Source organism: Halomonas sp. SpR1, from assembly GCF_031010175.1.
GTDB lineage: Bacteria > Pseudomonadota > Gammaproteobacteria > Pseudomonadales > Halomonadaceae > Vreelandella.
Map to the genome: position 1 here is coordinate 36,539 of NZ_JAUAMB010000018.1, position 15,555 is coordinate 52,093.

General features: G+C 51.9%; 20 protein-coding genes. 16 read left to right on the top strand and 4 right to left on the bottom strand.

The genetic code is table 11. The features are described from left to right. Positions 1-7: 7 nt before the first annotated feature. From QT231_RS13825 to QT231_RS13835, 3 genes are all read right to left on the bottom strand, one after another. On the bottom strand, positions 8-1,492 hold the full coding sequence (locus QT231_RS13825; RefSeq protein WP_308337442.1) for a DNA methyltransferase: 1,485 nt from the start codon (positions 1,490-1,492) through the stop codon (positions 8-10). Continuing rightward, a complete protein-coding gene (locus QT231_RS13830; RefSeq protein ID WP_308337443.1) occupies positions 1,489-2,862 on the bottom strand; it encodes a DNA methyltransferase in 1,374 nt (457 codons plus the stop codon). Before QT231_RS13830 ends, QT231_RS13825 begins: the two co-directional genes overlap by 4 nt. A gap of 647 nt (positions 2,863-3,509) precedes the next feature. Continuing rightward, entirely contained in the window at positions 3,510-3,665 is a 156-nt protein-coding gene (locus QT231_RS13835; protein ID WP_308337444.1) for a hypothetical protein, read from the bottom strand. 2 nt (positions 3,666-3,667) lie between these two features. On the opposite strand from QT231_RS13835, the gene QT231_RS13840 reads away from it, so the two are divergent. From QT231_RS13840 to QT231_RS13885, 10 genes are all read left to right on the top strand, one after another. Then, entirely contained in the window at positions 3,668-4,378 is a 711-nt protein-coding gene (locus QT231_RS13840) for a DUF4417 domain-containing protein (protein ID WP_308337445.1), read from the top strand. A gap of 244 nt (positions 4,379-4,622) precedes the next feature. Next, positions 4,623-5,117 carry a hypothetical protein gene (locus tag QT231_RS13845; protein ID WP_308337446.1) on the top strand — a complete coding sequence of 165 codons (495 nt, stop codon included), beginning with the start codon at positions 4,623-4,625 and terminating at the stop codon, positions 5,115-5,117. Between the two features lie 544 nt (positions 5,118-5,661). After that, positions 5,662-5,967, top strand: a complete 306-nt coding sequence (locus tag QT231_RS13850; RefSeq protein ID WP_308337447.1) for a hypothetical protein — start codon at positions 5,662-5,664, stop codon at positions 5,965-5,967. Then, the gene (locus QT231_RS13855) at positions 5,952-6,503 is read left to right on the top strand and encodes a DNA-processing protein DprA (protein WP_308337448.1); all 552 of its coding nucleotides are present in this window, start codon (positions 5,952-5,954) and stop codon (positions 6,501-6,503) included. The genes QT231_RS13850 and QT231_RS13855 overlap by 16 nt, the downstream gene beginning before the upstream one ends. Before the next feature lie 564 nt (positions 6,504-7,067). Further along, entirely contained in the window at positions 7,068-7,220 is a 153-nt protein-coding gene (locus QT231_RS13860; protein ID WP_308337449.1) for a hypothetical protein, read from the top strand. Between the two features lie 54 nt (positions 7,221-7,274). Next, positions 7,275-7,478: a hypothetical protein gene (locus QT231_RS13865; RefSeq protein WP_308337450.1), complete on the top strand. Its 204-nt coding sequence runs from the start codon at positions 7,275-7,277 to the stop codon at positions 7,476-7,478. Next, positions 7,475-7,759: a hypothetical protein gene (locus QT231_RS13870; protein WP_308337451.1), complete on the top strand. Its 285-nt coding sequence runs from the start codon at positions 7,475-7,477 to the stop codon at positions 7,757-7,759. Before QT231_RS13865 ends, QT231_RS13870 begins: the two co-directional genes overlap by 4 nt. Then, positions 7,756-8,046: a hypothetical protein gene (locus QT231_RS13875; protein ID WP_308337452.1), complete on the top strand. Its 291-nt coding sequence runs from the start codon at positions 7,756-7,758 to the stop codon at positions 8,044-8,046. The genes QT231_RS13870 and QT231_RS13875 overlap by 4 nt, the downstream gene beginning before the upstream one ends. 75 nt (positions 8,047-8,121) lie before the next feature. Further along, the gene (locus QT231_RS13880) at positions 8,122-8,976 is read left to right on the top strand and encodes a hypothetical protein (protein ID WP_308337453.1); all 855 of its coding nucleotides are present in this window, start codon (positions 8,122-8,124) and stop codon (positions 8,974-8,976) included. After that, the gene (locus QT231_RS13885; protein WP_308337454.1) at positions 8,969-9,901 is read left to right on the top strand and encodes a hypothetical protein; all 933 of its coding nucleotides are present in this window, start codon (positions 8,969-8,971) and stop codon (positions 9,899-9,901) included. The genes QT231_RS13880 and QT231_RS13885 overlap by 8 nt, the downstream gene beginning before the upstream one ends. A gap of 10 nt (positions 9,902-9,911) precedes the next feature. Here the strand turns inward: QT231_RS13885 and QT231_RS13890 are convergent, their stop codons facing one another. Then, positions 9,912-10,094 (bottom strand): hypothetical protein, encoded by a 183-nt coding sequence (locus QT231_RS13890; protein ID WP_308337455.1) that lies wholly within the window; start codon positions 10,092-10,094, stop codon positions 9,912-9,914. Between the two features lie 99 nt (positions 10,095-10,193). On the opposite strand from QT231_RS13890, the gene QT231_RS13895 reads away from it, so the two are divergent. The 6 genes from QT231_RS13895 to QT231_RS13920 all read left to right on the top strand — a co-directional run bounded on the left by QT231_RS13895 (position 10,194) and on the right by QT231_RS13920 (position 15,344). Further along, positions 10,194-10,553, top strand: a complete 360-nt coding sequence (locus tag QT231_RS13895; protein ID WP_308337456.1) for a hypothetical protein — start codon at positions 10,194-10,196, stop codon at positions 10,551-10,553. Continuing rightward, a complete protein-coding gene (locus tag QT231_RS13900; RefSeq protein ID WP_308337457.1) occupies positions 10,553-11,353 on the top strand; it encodes a DUF2303 family protein in 801 nt (266 codons plus the stop codon). Before QT231_RS13895 ends, QT231_RS13900 begins: the two co-directional genes overlap by 1 nt. A 377-nt stretch (positions 11,354-11,730) precedes the next feature. After that, positions 11,731-12,270: a single-stranded DNA-binding protein gene (gene ssb, locus QT231_RS13905; protein ID WP_308337458.1), complete on the top strand. Its 540-nt coding sequence runs from the start codon at positions 11,731-11,733 to the stop codon at positions 12,268-12,270. 15 nt (positions 12,271-12,285) lie between these two features. Continuing rightward, entirely contained in the window at positions 12,286-12,549 is a 264-nt protein-coding gene (locus QT231_RS13910) for a hypothetical protein (protein ID WP_308337459.1), read from the top strand. A gap of 648 nt (positions 12,550-13,197) precedes the next feature. Next, positions 13,198-14,883, top strand: a complete 1,686-nt coding sequence (locus QT231_RS13915) for a DNA cytosine methyltransferase (protein ID WP_308337460.1) — start codon at positions 13,198-13,200, stop codon at positions 14,881-14,883. 26 nt (positions 14,884-14,909) lie between these two features. Beyond that, the gene (locus QT231_RS13920) at positions 14,910-15,344 is read left to right on the top strand and encodes a hypothetical protein (protein ID WP_308337461.1); all 435 of its coding nucleotides are present in this window, start codon (positions 14,910-14,912) and stop codon (positions 15,342-15,344) included. The last annotated feature ends 211 nt before the right edge of the window (positions 15,345-15,555 follow it).

Here is a 15,555-nt window from a genome sequence, read left to right on the forward strand (position 1 = left end):
TAATTGCTCATATTGCTTTAAGTATGACTAATGTTTCAACTTTAGTTGAGTTGTTTTGGTGAAGCCCATACCTTTTATAGGTCTGAAGGGGTATGCTTTCCATATGCTTCCAGCCTCTCTCTGTAGCAATGTTGGCAAGATGCTGTGGAGTATTTATGTCAAATCGAATCCCACTTAGTACCGTATGGTTACCACCAACAACTAATCCAAAAGGGGCGCCAGGCTTAACGAGCTCACGTATTGAGCTGAATGCGTCTGACATGCCTGAAAAATATCTATAAAGTAATGTTGGTACAACTTGTCTTCTAAAGCCGTCATCTTCAGTTAGTGCACTTTGAAGCTTTGTGCAAAGATCTGCCTCATGTTCAGGGATGTTCGAAGCGTTTTTTTCCAGCTTTAATAACAAGTCTTTCTTGCTAGCCCCACGAATCTCTCGGCTACCAATCAGCCTTGCCTCTAGCTCTTTAACTTCTGACGGAGAAAGTAAATCTAGCCATATTAGACTTAAGCGCTGAGTGTCTATGTAGGGTAAAGCTGTAGCATATGGTGGACTTGTAATAGCCATGTCAAAGCTTTCTGGTCTCAATTCGCCACTAGGATCAATTCCAGTGCAGTCCTGATTAAGTGCAACCCCGCTCTTTGAAAGGATTCCATGTACTTTTTGTGATTGTTTGAGTTTGTCTGTAAAAGATTGAGCTGCCGTTAGAAATGTTTGAAAGAACGAGACCTCAGGTAAAGGAGTTTTCCTTCGTCTAATTCTTAGGTCATTGGGATCCTGATATGAATAGTCACGTAGAAGGTTGGAGGCGATAGAAAGCAATATGATTGACACATCGTCGTCAATCTCTTTTAAAGCTAATTTCAGGCTTTCTATTTTTATGAAATTATCCCTTGGAAACCAAGATAATAGGTAATTAGATCGTTCATTGTTTTCATTGATGGAGTGAATATTATTAATGGCTATTTCAGCTGCTGTTTTTGCACCATCGATTATTTTCTGCGCTGGTGTGCAGAGGGATAAGACTTTTGCATTAGCAATGTACGCAGCTAATGGGTTGATATCTGTTCCTACAGAACTCAGCCCAAGATGCATACATTCAATAAGTGATGTCCCGCTCCCGCAAAAAGGATCTAGTACTCTATCACTTTCTTTAGCTCCAAAAATATTCAACATTGCTTTCGCAATTTGAGGATTGAATTTCCCTTTGTATTCATGCAGTCCATGCGCAGAGTAACGAGTCGATTGACGTTTTGTACCATTAACTGTGCCTGATTCTAATAAAAATTGCTGCGTCTTATTTTTGCTGGTGTTGCTCTCGAATTCTTTAAAATAGACCAGCCTATTGGCAAGTGTAGTGTTTTGCGGGGCTGAAATCTCTATAGAGCCATCTACCTCATGAATTTCCTCAGGAGAAAGTAAACTACAAACTTCCCGGCGAGCAAGTTCTTTTTCGTATGGGAAATACTTGTACTGATGCCAGAAAAGTTTCATTTGGCCACCTTTTTAAAAACTAAAATAGATTCAGTCTTGATGTTGGCATGGGAGAGGTTGAATGACTTTCGTTGAGAGTAAATATCCCTTTCTATACGTGTAACAAAAGACAGCCCATGATTCTTTGCTGCTTGTTGAATAATATTACCATTGTCTATCACTTGGCCATGGATTTTTGATCTGCCTACAACAAAGCAGGCATAACCATCTTGGACTAAAACTTTATCCAACAATGAAAAAGTAGAAGACATTTGATCTAAGAAGAGCTCAGGGGTATGTCCGTTTTTCTTGAAAAAATGAGCGCGAGCCCCAATTTCTTTTTCCTTAACTGAAATTGGGTTGTGCCCGAGCCACCACATTCTATACTTGTGATAAAGCCAGTACTCGTATGCGTTAGGGTAGGGAGGCGACGTAACAACTAAACCTATAGGTTGCTTTATTTGCTCTGGAGAAACCTCTAGTGTATTGGCCTCTAAGACCTCGGATTCTGTAAGGTTCCAGCTCCTTTTTCCAAGGGAGCTTATAAGCTTATCAGATGAGTTTTCAAAGAGCCTGAATACATCATCATATTTGATGTTTTTCTCTACAGCGGCATATCTTGTATCACTATCTTGATTCGATACACGCACCAAGATGCTAGAGAGGATAAGTTTTAAATGATCTCTCCAAGGGGTGTATTCCTTTTGTGAAATAGTGCTGCTTATTGCATCCACAGCAATTTGAATCTCTGGCTTGAACCAATGATTTATGTTGGGAATTTCACTTTTTCTATGTGTTTTTTTCGTTTTTGATATATCTAATACGCTTTTAATGGCGTCCTGTAAACCTTCAGGATATTGTGATGTTTTAACACGAGAAATTAAACAGGCAATCGGGTTCAAATCTATCCCGATAGAAGGTAGTCCGGCGCGCTGCGCTTCTACTAAGCTGGTGCCAGACCCCACAAATGGATCTAGAACAGCAGTACCCTCGGGGATAGGGATATTCGCGATCAACTCCCGCGGTATATCCCCAATAAACTTTGCAGGATAGGGGTGGATCTTTTCAAGAGGGGTTTGGATCTTCCTTTTGATAAAGCTCCAATCGATTTCGTTTAGTTTTTCGCCTACTTTTATTGCAGAGGCGTCTCTATCGAGATGTTCTTTGGTAGGGGCTGTTGCTGTTTCCAAAGAAGCATCATTAATAATTATGCTTTCTTCTATTTTAGAGAAATCTAATGATATTTGGTTTTTATTATCTAAAAAGGTGTTCATGTTTTTAATAAACCACTCTTTCAAAGATAACCCTTCGTGAGCAAGGGCTGAATAAAGCTCTTTTTTTTGATCGGGGTCAATCTCAACGACTATGCGTCCACTGCTTCCTATACTCATGTGGCTACCTTGGGTCAATGTGCTATATGTAACATAACATAAACTGGGATTTATATCTATTCGAAAAAAGAGAAAAGCGGCATCGTTTTTAACTTAATTATCTAAATATAAAGGATTTTTTCTTTGCGTAATGTTCCAGATCTCTGCGTCCCCCAAGCTGCTAAAAAGGTTGTGCGTGGGTGCCGCATAGCTCAGGGACAGATGCGATCGTTCTTCGTTGTAGTGCCGGATCCAAAGGCCAATGACCGCTCTGGCTGGGCCCATGTTAGATTCACTCAAACTGCAATCATCGGAAGAAGCGCTCGACGAGCCCACTCTGCTCCAGTGTGTACGAGGTCGTGAGTGGCGACTACTAGGGAGGAGGCTATGCTCAAGCAGTCAACGGCAAGCTGTCGCGACTGACGGACTGGCACCAATCACTGGATTGAATTACAGTAAAAGACGCAAGGTTACCCCATCCACTCGCTGAGAAGCGACAGGAGATACATTATGACCAGCAGTTACACAACCTTCGAACATGCACAGCCACCAGTCGGCATTCCGATCATCTGTCTTTTCCGATCCACTGGCATGCCAGAATCACGCCTTAATCATCGAGCCAACGCCATGAGCAAGGCGATCCGTCGCTCTGACGGAGAGATTTACTATCATGCCGACACCAACCCCGGGATGGGCAGAATCCGAGGTCGGTTGATGGCCTGGAAACGCTGCTGGTGGTGATCCAGCACGCAGGAGGATTCCCCATGACTCATCTTGACGGCGGACGCGGCAACGACGCTAAGCCCAAGCAGTAAGGCGGACACAGATGCCGCAATCCTTCAGCCAGCCGCCAGACTGGAGCTGCAAGCCTGGTGGCTGGGACACCACCGGCACCCGCGAGGTGTTCCCCAGCACCTCGCCGCTCGGCATTCCTGATCTGATGCCGCAAACCTTCACTGACCTGCCCCTAGAATTCCGTCTATTACCCTACCGCAGCAAGCGCAGTCGCGACGTACGCGACTTGTGTCACTTCTACCTCGACGACTACCGCTTCGAGACGACATGGAATCGCCCCAACGCTGCCGTGAATCACCTACGCCGGTACTGGGCCGCGCTAACGCCGGACTTCAGTCTCTACCCACAGTGGCCTGCGGTGGTGAACCAATGGAACATTTACCGTAGCCGATGGCTGGGCCGCTGGTGGCAGAGTCAGGGACTACGTGTGATACCTACCGTGAACTGGAGCGATAAGGCGAGCTTTGCCTACTGTTTCGATGGCATCCCGCGTGACCAGATCGTCAGCATCGGCGTTCCGGACACCCGTAGGACGCATGTGGTGGAGCGCTACCGTGCTGGTGTCGAGACTATGTGTGAGCGCCTTCAGCCGAGTCTGGTGATCGTCTATGGCCGCTCGCCGGTTGAGATTGGGGCACCGGCGCTGGAGATCGAGCCTGATTGGCACCGTCTGCGCGGCGTGAGCCGCAGGCCACAGGCGGGTAGGAAGCAAAGCTGCTCAGGAAGAGTTCGAATAAACTAGGCGCTGCACTATCGGCGGTTACATGCGATAGCCACCTTGGACATATATAAATTAACCGCCGCTCATTGACATAATGCCCGCCAATAGCGAGTATCTGCGTCAAGGGATCAGGCAATCCCATCAGACCCGCCGTCGGTAAAGCATTCGCATGCCATTCTTTAAAGTTTCGTCATCACTCCTAAGGCACTCTTGGGGCTTCGCGGGTCGGCTACATATTTAGTGCCGCAAAAGGAACTGACGAAAAATGTACCACTCTCTCCCGATCAACACCTACATCTCCATTCTCAAGCGCATTGCCAGAAAGCAGCAGCAGCTTTCTTCGGCTGATAAGCAAACAGCCTGTCTCGCGCGTATCGCTAAATTCTCCGGTTTTCAAAGCTGGCCATCGCTAATAGAAAAGCTACACCACCCCTATCCAGGGCAACTGGTTTGGGCCGATGACTTGGATAACTTATCCCGCGGCCTGAAACAGGCGGCTCCTCAAGCATTCGAGCATTATATTCGGCTGGTCGCTTGGGAAATACTTCGACACCGCTTCATCCAGAAAACCTCAATCGAAGACCTTGCTGCCGCTGACCTCGAGCCAGTTGATGTCTATGTTGAGGTGCTTAGCGACTTCGAGGGCATGTTGTCTAAAGAGCTGCTCACCAGACTGATTCCAGACCTTGAGCGGGATGGCGTCTGGGGCATGGAGCGTGGAGATATCATGATTGACGAGTTCTCCATGTCCGACTGGTAGCACGGGAGGTCGTGGCCTTGGGCACCCCCGCCAGCTCGTCCCTCGCTAGCGGTCGGGCTGCTACGGGCTTCGGCCCTTCGGGCTGGCTGGCGCCACCCTGCGCATCCCTCGTGCTCTTGCGCTCCGCGCGCTGACGGCTCCGCCTGTTCGTTCCTCACACGCTCCACCTCAACCCCACTACGGCGCAAGCTCGTACCTCGCACGCGCCTTCGTCGAACCCCAACCCCATAACAGTGGGCGCAAGCGCCCGCTTTTTCTTCCCAGTCTGCCCCGGCGAACCCCAAAACCCGCTTCGCCAGCGAGGCATCCGGGGGCGGTTCGCATACCCCCGCTCCCCGCCCCCGGTGGGGGCAGCGTGGGCGCTTCACTCCGGCAAGCACAACATCGGAACCCCACGCCAACCCCCGCGCGGGGCCCCCGCGATGTTGAGCTTGCCTACGTTCTCGCGCGGTGTATTTTCCATGTAAAGTGCTGTTTTTATTGGAAAAAATGGCTATTTTATGCTATATTTATATACAGTACATAGGCATATGTGAGGTGAATCATGGCGTTCGCTAGCGGGGGTATCAATTACGGGGCCGGGGTCGTTCAGCAGCATTGTCATGGCGGCTGGGTATGGGCACAGCGTATGGCGCGCAAGGGCAGCAATCCGGCACCCGCCTGCGTGTGTATTCCAGTCGGCTCACGGGCCCAGGCAGTCGCTGCCTGGTGGGTGTTGCATCGTCAGGGCTGGCAATGTTGGCCAAGGCCCGGTAAGCGCACTCAAGCACCGGCTGAAATCAAACTTGTGGTACCTGCAGGCTGGTCGCTCGCACAAGTTCGCGGGGCATTGGCATGGCTGGCCGGGTAGCCATCGTCGGCGGGCGCTCTGTGTCGCCCGCTGGCGCTGATCAGGTTGCTCAGGTCGCCATTTCATTGGTGAAGCACGGCCATTTCTTGGTTACCGGCTGCGCCGCTGGCGCAGATTGCGCCGCCGTTGCCGCGGCGCTAACTGGTCGTGTGCCGGTGTCATCTCTCCAAGTGCTTGCAGCATTCGGCCCAGATGGGCAGGGCGCATGTGGTGTGTCTGCGGTTTCTGAAGTGCAGGCGTTTGCAGCGCATGGCGGCGCCGTGTCCTGGTGGTCGGGCGGAGGCTCTCATATGCCACTGCGTGCGCGGCTAGCGGAACGTGCTGTCCAGGTCGTTGGCCAAGCGTCAAGCGGGCTGGTCGCCGTACAGCCGGGGCGTGGCAGTTGGCGGGCATGTCGGTTGGCGGTGGCTCGTGGGCTCCCGGTTGTGGCGTTCTCTACGGCGTTGGAAACGCTAGGGGCGGGCGAATGGGAGCTTTGCCAAGGCAATGGCATCTGGGCTAATGCCTGGCGTTGGGTGCCCGCCTCACTGTTCTAGCTAAGTAACCCATATCAACTTTTTGTAAGTTATTCTTACAAAAAAATATGTCTTTTGGACATTTTTAGGCTTGAAATATGCCATAGGTTGGCTAATATGTTTATATGACATTATATATGTCATCGCGTTTTTTGCCGGCAGGTTCGGTCGCGTTAAAGGGAAAAGCCGGGTGTTAGCCACAAGAGTAAAACTGCCATTCAGGCCCTCACAGGCCACGCTCTTTAAGAACACGATGAGCCTAGCCAGCCGTAGCGGGTAACGCCGCGAGAGTTCGCTAGGAGTACGCCATCCAGGGCTGTCGAAGTACTGGGAAACGTTGGCCCTTGGCATGCGCAGGGGTCATCGGGAAATGTCTTTTCCGTTAAAAGCGGTATGCCTCAGAGAGGGCATACCACCGATGTAGCACCCGCACAGGGAAGTGTACCCATTCGCCCACCGCCCGGTGGGCTTCTTTTTGGCATGGCCTCTCACAGAGTCGCCATGCCCGTGCCGCTTCACCCCTTTTTTCATAAACCGCATTGGCACTGCGCTTGGAGGCGGCACGCCGTAACCATGGAGGTCATCATGCAAGAACAGCCCCTATTACCCATTACCAAGCAACAGAGCCGCGTTATTAACGATGAGCGAGGCTCATCACGTTATAAGCGGCGCCGTGATATCGACCAATGGCTAACCGAACGAAAGCTAAAGCGTGAGCTGCGGGAAGTTTGGGAATAACAGCACACCTCCTCACCCTTCACCAGCAACACCTCTTAACCACGGTAACCCGCCATGAACGCAATAAACATTGAGCAGCGCGCTCAGCGACGCGCCAAGGGCTTTGCTGTGGGTCAATACCCCACACTGGCAAGCCGCCCTTTCCAGCCTGACTTAAACGACCCCATCGACCGAGCCAACGCAATGCGCATGGAAGCCTATGCAAGCCGCCGTGCAGGCACTGCTAAGCCGTTGTTGCAGATTTGGAGGGCGCCATGAAACGCGAAATTCAAATTCAGCTCCGCGCCGAGTCGATCACCGAAGCCATTCACGACGGCGATCCTGAAGGCGTAGCCAAGTTTGCCACTTATCTGGATGAAGTCGGCGACCTCACCAGCGCAGTAGATGAACTCACGGCTCAAACCGCCGTCGCGGATATGGTCGAGGCCTATATCCAGCCGCTATCAGGCCAGCGGGTGCTGTACGCCTGGGCCAAAGACGTTGCCGAAGATGAGCAACGGGAACTGGAAGAAAACGAAGCCGAAAGGAGAGCCGCATGAGCGACTGGCGAACAACAGGCAAAGCTGGCTGGGACGAAAATACAGGCAACGCGGTTTATCACGTCACGAAGGGCGGCAAGCGACTGAACTGGCGCGATCACATTGAGCTTGAGCGAATGCTAGTTGCCGCCCAGGAGCATCACGAAAGCGCCGAGCGTATGGCGAAAGCCCTTTCAGAGTTAACCGTTCAGTTGGTCGCCAGCTGCCAAGACGGCATGACAGAGCTTTCAGAGCCCTTTTGCGAGGCTCGCGAAGCGCTAGACGAATGGCGAGCGCTCAATCAATAAAAAGGCCCGCTTCCTGCGGACACAGGGAGCGAGCCATTGATCAACGTCGAGATAGATCGTTAAGGAGTATAAACCATGACACCCACCAGCGAGAAGCCGCGCATCCGCGTGCCTTCCGGGCGCTATCGCGTGGTCGATAGCGCCGACCACTTAGCGCTGTGGCGTGAAGTCGAAAAGACGCCGACCACGGCCGTTAAAGAAGCCAACGTGGATGGCCAGCAAATCACCACGCTGGATGCCATGTACGTCATCGAGCAAGCCACCAAGCTATTCGGCCCCATGGGCATCGGTTGGGGCTACCGCATCGAAGATGAGCGCTACGACATCGGCGCTCCCGTTTTAGGCACTAAAGGCGAGCTAATCGCCCACGAGCAAACCCACACTATTCGCCTGGCACTCTGGTACCGCTGGCACGGCGAGCATGGCGAAGTTACTCAGTTTGGCCATACCCGCGCTGTTTATCGCACCGGTACCGGCAAATGGAAAACCGATGGCGAAGCACCTAAAAAGTCGGTGACCGACGCCATCAAGAAATGCCTATCGCTCCTAGGCTTCGCCGCTGACGTTTATTACGGCCGCTTCGATAATCAGGATTACATCCAGGCCCAACAGGCCGCGACACGTATCGCAGTGGCAGAAGATAAAGACGCCGAAATTGAGAGGTACCGCCAGGAGTATGCGGACTGGCTCAAGCGAGAGTGCGGCACCCTACGTGACAAGATCCCCCACCCCAAAAGCATTGAGCTAGCCGCTGACGGCATTCTCAGCCGCTTACCGGACAAAGCCAGCATGGCCCGTGTTGAGCCTGACAAAGGCCAACAAATGATCATCAAGGCCAGGGACGAAGGCATTGCCCGCGTATATGCCGCGCAGGAAAAAGCCAAACAGGAAAAAGCTCAGCAACTCCAAGAGGAAACGACCCATGACTAACGCAGCCCCCAACACCGACTACAAAGGCGAACTGGTAAAACTGGATGCCGTTGAACAGGCCCTGGTAGGGCTGCGAGAGCAATACGGCACCGTGCCCAATGTGCAGACTAAAGAAGGTTACGCCCTCTGCAAGAAAGGCATCAAAGAGCTAACCACCTACCGAACCAGCACTGAAAAGTTGCGCAAGGAAATCACAAAGCCCCACCGCGACTTTATCGACCGTGTAAACGGCTACGGCAAAGACCTGGTGGAGAAGCTGCAGGCGATTGAACAGCCACTGAAAGATGCCAAACAGCACGAAGACGAGCGCGCCGAACGTGAGAAGCAACAGCGCATCGCCAAGCTACGCGAGCGTATCAACGTCGAAATCTGGAGTTTCTTGGATACCGCTGAGGGGCTGGATTCCACTGGCCTCGCCGAGCTACACGATGCAGCCGTAGCGATTGATACCGATGGCTACTTTGATTTGACCAATGAGGCCGAGGACGCCAAAGCTGAAGTATTGAAGCGGATCAGTGAGCAGCACTGCCAAATCCTGGAGAAAGAACGCCTAGCCGCCGAGCAGGCCGAGGTAGAAGCCGAACGCCGCCGCCTTCGGGAAGAGGACGAACGTCGCGAAGCCGAGCGCAAAGAGCTGGAAGAGCTACGCCGCTTCAAAGCGGAACAGGAAAACAAGCGCAATCCTCCGCCAGCCCCGGCGCCCCAACCAACGCCGGAACCAGAACCACTACCCGCCGCTGCCGAGCGAATAGAGCCCGAGTGGATAGGCACGGATCTAGCTCAAGAGCCGGAAACGGTCACCATAAGCCGCGCTGAATACGACCAGCTGCTGGCCGATCAAGCCAAGCTGCGTGCTCTGGAACTTGAGGGTGTGAAAAAATGGAATGGATATCAAAAAGCTATTAGGCAGCTTATGGCTGCCTAATAGGGTTAACTCAACCTTCGTCTTTCTTTAAGGGCTGGTCAGTGGTGAATTCTACAATAGTGTTCACTGGATGTGCGCCCAAAACATTCCCAGGCCCATCATATACGACGTACTTAGAACCCTCTTTTGCCACTTTTTCAGCTTTTGGATAGCTGAAGTACTCATCTTCGTTGTTTCTAAATGTAGCACCCATATTAACGCCCCATCACCAGTTATTAGTAGAAAGCCCGTTCCATAAATTAAATGGGCAGCGCAATTTAGACAAGCTCAATTCTTAATGAGGTATCTCACAATGTCACATCCTACCGATGTGACCAAGTTCATCGAGGACTTGGACGGCGGCGTATTGGCTGAACGCCTGGGTAAAGTCCTTAGCCACGCAGCAGCATCGGCGACGGACAACCCGAAAAATAAAGCCAAAGTATCAATTGACCTGACAGTCGAGAACGTTGACTCCGTCAGCCGGGTCGGCATCACCCACAAGCTGGCCTTCAAGATTCCGACCGAACACGGCACACAGTCGGAAGAACACACCACCGAAACGGTCATGTGCGTGAACACCGGCGGCGAAATGACGCTGGAACCCAAGAACCAGTTCGACATGATCGGCCACCCCTACCGTGATAAAAATCCGTACCAGGAGAAGCACTAATGTCTTTGACCAAAGAAGCCCTGCAGCATATTGAAGCCAGTCACAATACCGGCACCGAAGCCGCCGAAGGTCACGCGCTGATCGTCGGCGACAACTTCAAGCTGGTGGATATGGAGAAGTACCAAGACCAGCGCCGCCGCTTTCGTGGGCAATTCAAAACCAAGGGGCTGAAAGATGTTATTGCCTACGTAGCAGGTCGCCATAGTGAAGCGCCGGTATTTATCGACCGCGACGCCATGGCGTCATGCTCTTATCTGGATATCGGCATTACTGAGCACCCTGGCCACTGCGATCATTCTGCAACATTGAATCTGCCTAAAACGCCAGAATTCACCGCTTACCTACACGCCGACGGCTGCACCTTCGACAAGGAGGAAATGGTCGAGCTGATAGAAGATTGGGGCCATCTGATTGCGTTTGAAAACAGCAAAGGAGAAGCACTGGAGCGTAGCAAGGTAATTCACGCCTTCCGGAAAGTCAGCCTAGAAGATCTCACCAACATTGAGAGCGAAAAGCAGGAGCATTCCAGTCGAGTTGGCGTCATGAACAGCGTCACCGTAAAGAACGCCGAACGCTTGCCTGCCGTTATCTACTGGAAGCTAACACCCTACGAGGGCTTAACAGAGCGCACGCTGGCAATGCGCGTATCCAGCAAGACCAAAGGCGGGCCATCGTTTGGCTTACGCGCTATCGCACTGGATGCAGCCAAAGAAGAGATCGCCGCCGAGTTCGCCAAGCTGGTGACGGACGGCTTGCCAGAGAGCGAGTGCTTGTTAGGTACTTTTACCCCATGGAAATAAGGGGCTATTTAATAGCCCCGGTCTGCATGAAATACGAATTTTATTTGGTTAGCGCTCGTGACGAACGCCTCCAGTGTGCTCATGTACGAACTTGTAGGAACCATATTAATCAAGACTGCAGTAACGACAGTGGATATACCTTTGACTAAATTAACAGTCCAACGTTTTGCTTCAAACATGATGTTACCCTCCTTGCCGTGGCTAATACTCAGCTTTTTCGACTCTATAACAATTTGAAAAACTACTAAGAAAAACGCTACGAGCAGAATGATAGGTACCAACAAGTTCGCAATTGGAAGAGCAGCAACCGCCAAATAAAACTCTTACCTTTATATGTGGGGACACCTCCAGCTTTTTCAATACCGCGGAGAAATAAAATGTCGAGAGGCGTCAATAAAGTAATCTTGATTGGCAACCTGGGCCAAGACCCAGAAGTACGCTTTACTCAAGGCGGTACCACTGTCGCCAATCTCAACATTGCCACCAGTGACAGCTGGCTAGACCGCAATAGTGGCCAGCGACAAGAACGAACCGAGTGGCATCGAGTCATCTTATTCAAGAAAACGGCAGAGATTGCCCAGCAGTACCTGCGCAAAGGCTCAAAGGTCTACATCGAAGGGCGCCTGCAAACACGTAAATGGCAAGACCAGAGCGGGCAAGATCGTTACACCACTGAAATCGTCGCTAACGATATGCAAATGCTGGATAGCGGTGGTCAGCAGCAGGCTCCACAGCACGGCGGGTACCAGCAACCGCCTCATAATCAGCAGCGCGGTGCCTACCAACAGACGCCGCCGAATAATTTGAGATACGGTGCCCAGCAGCACCAGGGCCAGCGGCCTCCACAAAGGCAACAGCCGTATGAAGCTCCCGATCCCGCTCAATACGATGACTTCAACGACGAAATCCCGTTCTAGCGTATGGAAATAAACATGGCATACGAGAAAATTTTTAACGGCAATGGCGACACTTTTTCAGCAAAACATGAAGCCGAGAAATGGCTGCGCGATAACGGCTACAGCGTCGGCTCATCGTGTGTCGGTCACCCGCAAGGCGTGCTGCAAGGTGAGGACATTTGCATCGCCAAGATGAAGAACCTTACCAAAAGCGAGATCAAACAGCTTGACGGCCTTCTCTATGCAGGCAGTGATGGTGATGGCCGGCTAGTGCTGAAAGAAGCGCCAAGCGAAGCCTGACGCCCAGCTTGGAGCTTTTATCTGGGAGTTGGCCTACTCTAAGCAAGCTAAGATAGTCTTGCCTGACACAGATTCAGCTGCAAAGAGGTGTGATGATGACAATAATCGCGTGGTGGGGCGCGGTACTATCTACAATTCTGGCTCTCATTAAGTTTTACGAAATGTGGATAGCCCGGTTTAGAGTCGATATCGGGTGTAACTTTACTAGCCTTTCCGACTTGGGTAATAAAGTTATAATAAGGAACCTTACAAACAAGCCGTTCATCTTAACCTACTGGAAACTTGTTTGGCGAAAGGGAGCTTGGCCTTTCCATAAGGATACGTATATCAGCGCGCCGGATGAGTTCTTTTCCGATATTCGAATCAACCCCTGCTCAAGTCATGAACTCTCTTTCACTGAAATCGAGCATTTCGACACTAGTTATAAAGAAGGTCGAGGAAGAAGAATTCTAATAGAGCTGCATATAGCGGGCAGGTTGAGATTTATGAAGAAAGTTTATGATGCCAAAAAATTAGCTTAGCCTCTTAGAATTTATGAAATTTGTGCCACCCGCGCGGTGGCTTTTTAGCCTTGGCACCAACATCAAGCCAAGCGACTGCAATATTACTAGCCCCGCCAATGTGTGGGGCTTCTTTTTGGGAAAAACGATGATATCGCACCAGTCAATTTGCCACTTCCACCTGTTCTGCGGCCTTGGCGGCGGCGCACTCGGTTTCAACCGAGGTCATGCCCGCGTAGGAAATACAGAAGCGAAGTTCCAATGCTTAGGCGGCATCGATGTGGATCCAGCCGCTATCGCTGACTTTCAGCGGCTCACCGGCACCCCTGGCACAGTGCTGGATATGTTCAGCCGCGACCAATACAGCGCCTTTCATGGGCGCGAGCCGCCCAGCGACTGGAAGGAAGCCACCCCGGCCGATATCCAAGCCGCGGCAGGCAACCAGCGTCCTAACATCATCTTTCTTAGTGCTCCATGCAAAGGGTTTAGTGGCCTGCTCTCGCAAACACGCAGCACCACACCGAAATATCAGGCGCTGAACCAGCTCACGGTTCGTGGCATGTGGCTAGCACTGGAAGCCTGGGCTGATGATCCGCCAGAGCTGATCATTTTCGAGAATGTGCCACGTATCGCCAGCCGTGGCCGCGAGCTGCTGAATAAAGTCACCAGCATGCTCCAGTGCTATGGGTATCACGTTGCCGAAACCACCCACGATTGCGGCGAGATCGGCCATTTAGCGCAGTCACGCAAGCGCTTTCTGTTAGTGGCACGCCATGCAGAGAAGGTACCGCCCTTTCTTTATGAGACCATTAAGCGACCACTACGCGCCGTGGGAGATGTGCTTGGTCAAATGCCGTTGCCTGGTGATGAGTTGGCCGGGCCAATGCACCGTGTGCCCCGCTTGCAGTGGAAAACGTGGGTACGGCTGGCGTTTGTTGAGGCCGGTAGCGATTGGCGATCACTTAATAAGCTAGCGGTCGAGGATGGCTACCTCAGTGACTACCTCATCGTGCCGGAATACCGGTCTGGCTACATGGGCGTAAATCAGTGGCACCAACCCATGGGCACCGTAGCCGGACGCAGCACACCAACAAACGGCGCGTTCAGCATCGCAGATCCCCGCTTCAATCAATCCGCCAAGTGGAAGGATGGGCAGGCCTACGGCATTCGGCGGTGGGATGGCCCTACCGGGGCTATTACGGGCCAGCAGTCGCCCGGGCAAGTCGCTTTTGCTGTCGCTGATCCACGTCGCAAAGGGCCCACCTACGGCAAGTACGCTATCACGCCGTGGGATAAATCCACCGGCACCGTCATTTCAGTTAGCACGACTGGCCAAGGAGCATTTGGTGTCGCTGATCCGCGACCAGGCTTGAGCCGTTCAAAAGGCGACCATTATCTAACCGCAGGACACTATGGCGTAGTGCCTTGGAATTCATCATGCGGCGCTGTCTCCGCATCCGCTGGCCACGACAACGGCAGCTGGTCGGTGGCCGACCCACGACTACCTGAGCCCAACGAGAAGCTGGTGGCGGTTATCCGCTCACTGGATGGCACTTGGCACCGTCCTTTCACCACGTTCGAGCTTGCCGCGCTACAAGGCTTAGTCGATCCCGGCGAACACTTAGAACTTGAAGGGTTAAGCGACAGCGCTTGGCGTGAGCGCATTGGTAATGCCGTGCCAGGCCCTGCTGCTGAGGCAATGGCAAACGTGATCGGTACCACATTGCTGTTGGCATGGTCTGGCGAAACCTTCGCCTTGGGCAACACGCCTATTTGGGTGCGCAAAGTCGCAGCCAGTTTATCGATTCATCAGCCGAGCCCTACCATCAACTAAAAAGTGAGAACTTTGCGAGGTGAAATATGAAGCTCAACATCACAACTCACATCATTGGCGATGACGAAAACGATCAGCGTCCACTCATGGCAGGCGGAAAGATAGAAACCGCTAGCGCCTTGGGTGATTTAAAAGCCGAAGTGATGGAAGGAGCGCATAAAGGTCGCGTGATTGAGGCTTTTGCTTGGTTCGCTTGCGATGATGAGAGCGCGCGCATCCATATTACTGAGGTATCCACCGGCCACCGCCTAGAAGTAATTGAAGCTATCGCATTAATCAACGGCAAACCTTGCAGCGCTGCCAATCTTCCCAATGGGGCCTTACGGGATTTGGTACCCAACTTTATGGAAGTCGCCAAAAAAGCAGGCTTCTATCGATTCGCTCAAGCTGACGATGAAAAGGCAGTGGCACTGTTTGAGTGCCTAGATAACCTGCCAAAGATTAAACAGCTGGTTCACTAATGGCATAGATTCGACCGGCACCTAGAGCCTGGGCAACGCTCACTAATCGGCCCAAGAAAAGGCCATTACATCATTAAAAGAGAGTCTCATGGCAAGAAGCATTGAAAGCCGAAACTGATAAGTTATGAGGATAGCGGTATGTTCACTTTTGAATTTGAACGTTATAGAAACGGCGTAAAAATGGCGCAAGGGGTTCAGGTTGCAAGAGCCA

What these genes read in the sequence shown, in the direction of transcription:
- QT231_RS13825 (WP_308337442.1), bottom strand. Translation starts at nt 1,492, where the DNA reads ATGAAACTTTTCTGGCATCAGTACAAGTATTTCCCATACGAAAAAGAA.
- QT231_RS13830 (WP_308337443.1), bottom strand. Translation starts at nt 2,862, where the DNA reads ATGAGTATAGGAAGCAGTGGACGCATAGTCGTTGAGATTGACCCCGAT.
- QT231_RS13840 (WP_308337445.1), top strand. Translation starts at nt 3,668, where the DNA reads ATGCCGCAATCCTTCAGCCAGCCGCCAGACTGGAGCTGCAAGCCTGGT.
- QT231_RS13845 (WP_308337446.1), top strand. Translation starts at nt 4,623, where the DNA reads ATGTACCACTCTCTCCCGATCAACACCTACATCTCCATTCTCAAGCGC.
- QT231_RS13850 (WP_308337447.1), top strand. Translation starts at nt 5,662, where the DNA reads ATGGCGTTCGCTAGCGGGGGTATCAATTACGGGGCCGGGGTCGTTCAG.
- QT231_RS13855 (WP_308337448.1), top strand. Translation starts at nt 5,952, where the DNA reads ATGGCTGGCCGGGTAGCCATCGTCGGCGGGCGCTCTGTGTCGCCCGCT.
- QT231_RS13860 (WP_308337449.1), top strand. Translation starts at nt 7,068, where the DNA reads ATGCAAGAACAGCCCCTATTACCCATTACCAAGCAACAGAGCCGCGTT.
- QT231_RS13865 (WP_308337450.1), top strand. Translation starts at nt 7,275, where the DNA reads ATGAACGCAATAAACATTGAGCAGCGCGCTCAGCGACGCGCCAAGGGC.
- QT231_RS13870 (WP_308337451.1), top strand. Translation starts at nt 7,475, where the DNA reads ATGAAACGCGAAATTCAAATTCAGCTCCGCGCCGAGTCGATCACCGAA.
- QT231_RS13875 (WP_308337452.1), top strand. Translation starts at nt 7,756, where the DNA reads ATGAGCGACTGGCGAACAACAGGCAAAGCTGGCTGGGACGAAAATACA.
- QT231_RS13880 (WP_308337453.1), top strand. Translation starts at nt 8,122, where the DNA reads ATGACACCCACCAGCGAGAAGCCGCGCATCCGCGTGCCTTCCGGGCGC.
- QT231_RS13885 (WP_308337454.1), top strand. Translation starts at nt 8,969, where the DNA reads ATGACTAACGCAGCCCCCAACACCGACTACAAAGGCGAACTGGTAAAA.
- QT231_RS13890 (WP_308337455.1), bottom strand. Translation starts at nt 10,094, where the DNA reads ATGGGTGCTACATTTAGAAACAACGAAGATGAGTACTTCAGCTATCCA.
- QT231_RS13895 (WP_308337456.1), top strand. Translation starts at nt 10,194, where the DNA reads ATGTCACATCCTACCGATGTGACCAAGTTCATCGAGGACTTGGACGGC.
- QT231_RS13900 (WP_308337457.1), top strand. Translation starts at nt 10,553, where the DNA reads ATGTCTTTGACCAAAGAAGCCCTGCAGCATATTGAAGCCAGTCACAAT.
- ssb (WP_308337458.1), top strand. Translation starts at nt 11,731, where the DNA reads ATGTCGAGAGGCGTCAATAAAGTAATCTTGATTGGCAACCTGGGCCAA.
- QT231_RS13910 (WP_308337459.1), top strand. Translation starts at nt 12,286, where the DNA reads ATGGCATACGAGAAAATTTTTAACGGCAATGGCGACACTTTTTCAGCA.
- QT231_RS13915 (WP_308337460.1), top strand. Translation starts at nt 13,198, where the DNA reads ATGATATCGCACCAGTCAATTTGCCACTTCCACCTGTTCTGCGGCCTT.
- QT231_RS13920 (WP_308337461.1), top strand. Translation starts at nt 14,910, where the DNA reads ATGAAGCTCAACATCACAACTCACATCATTGGCGATGACGAAAACGAT.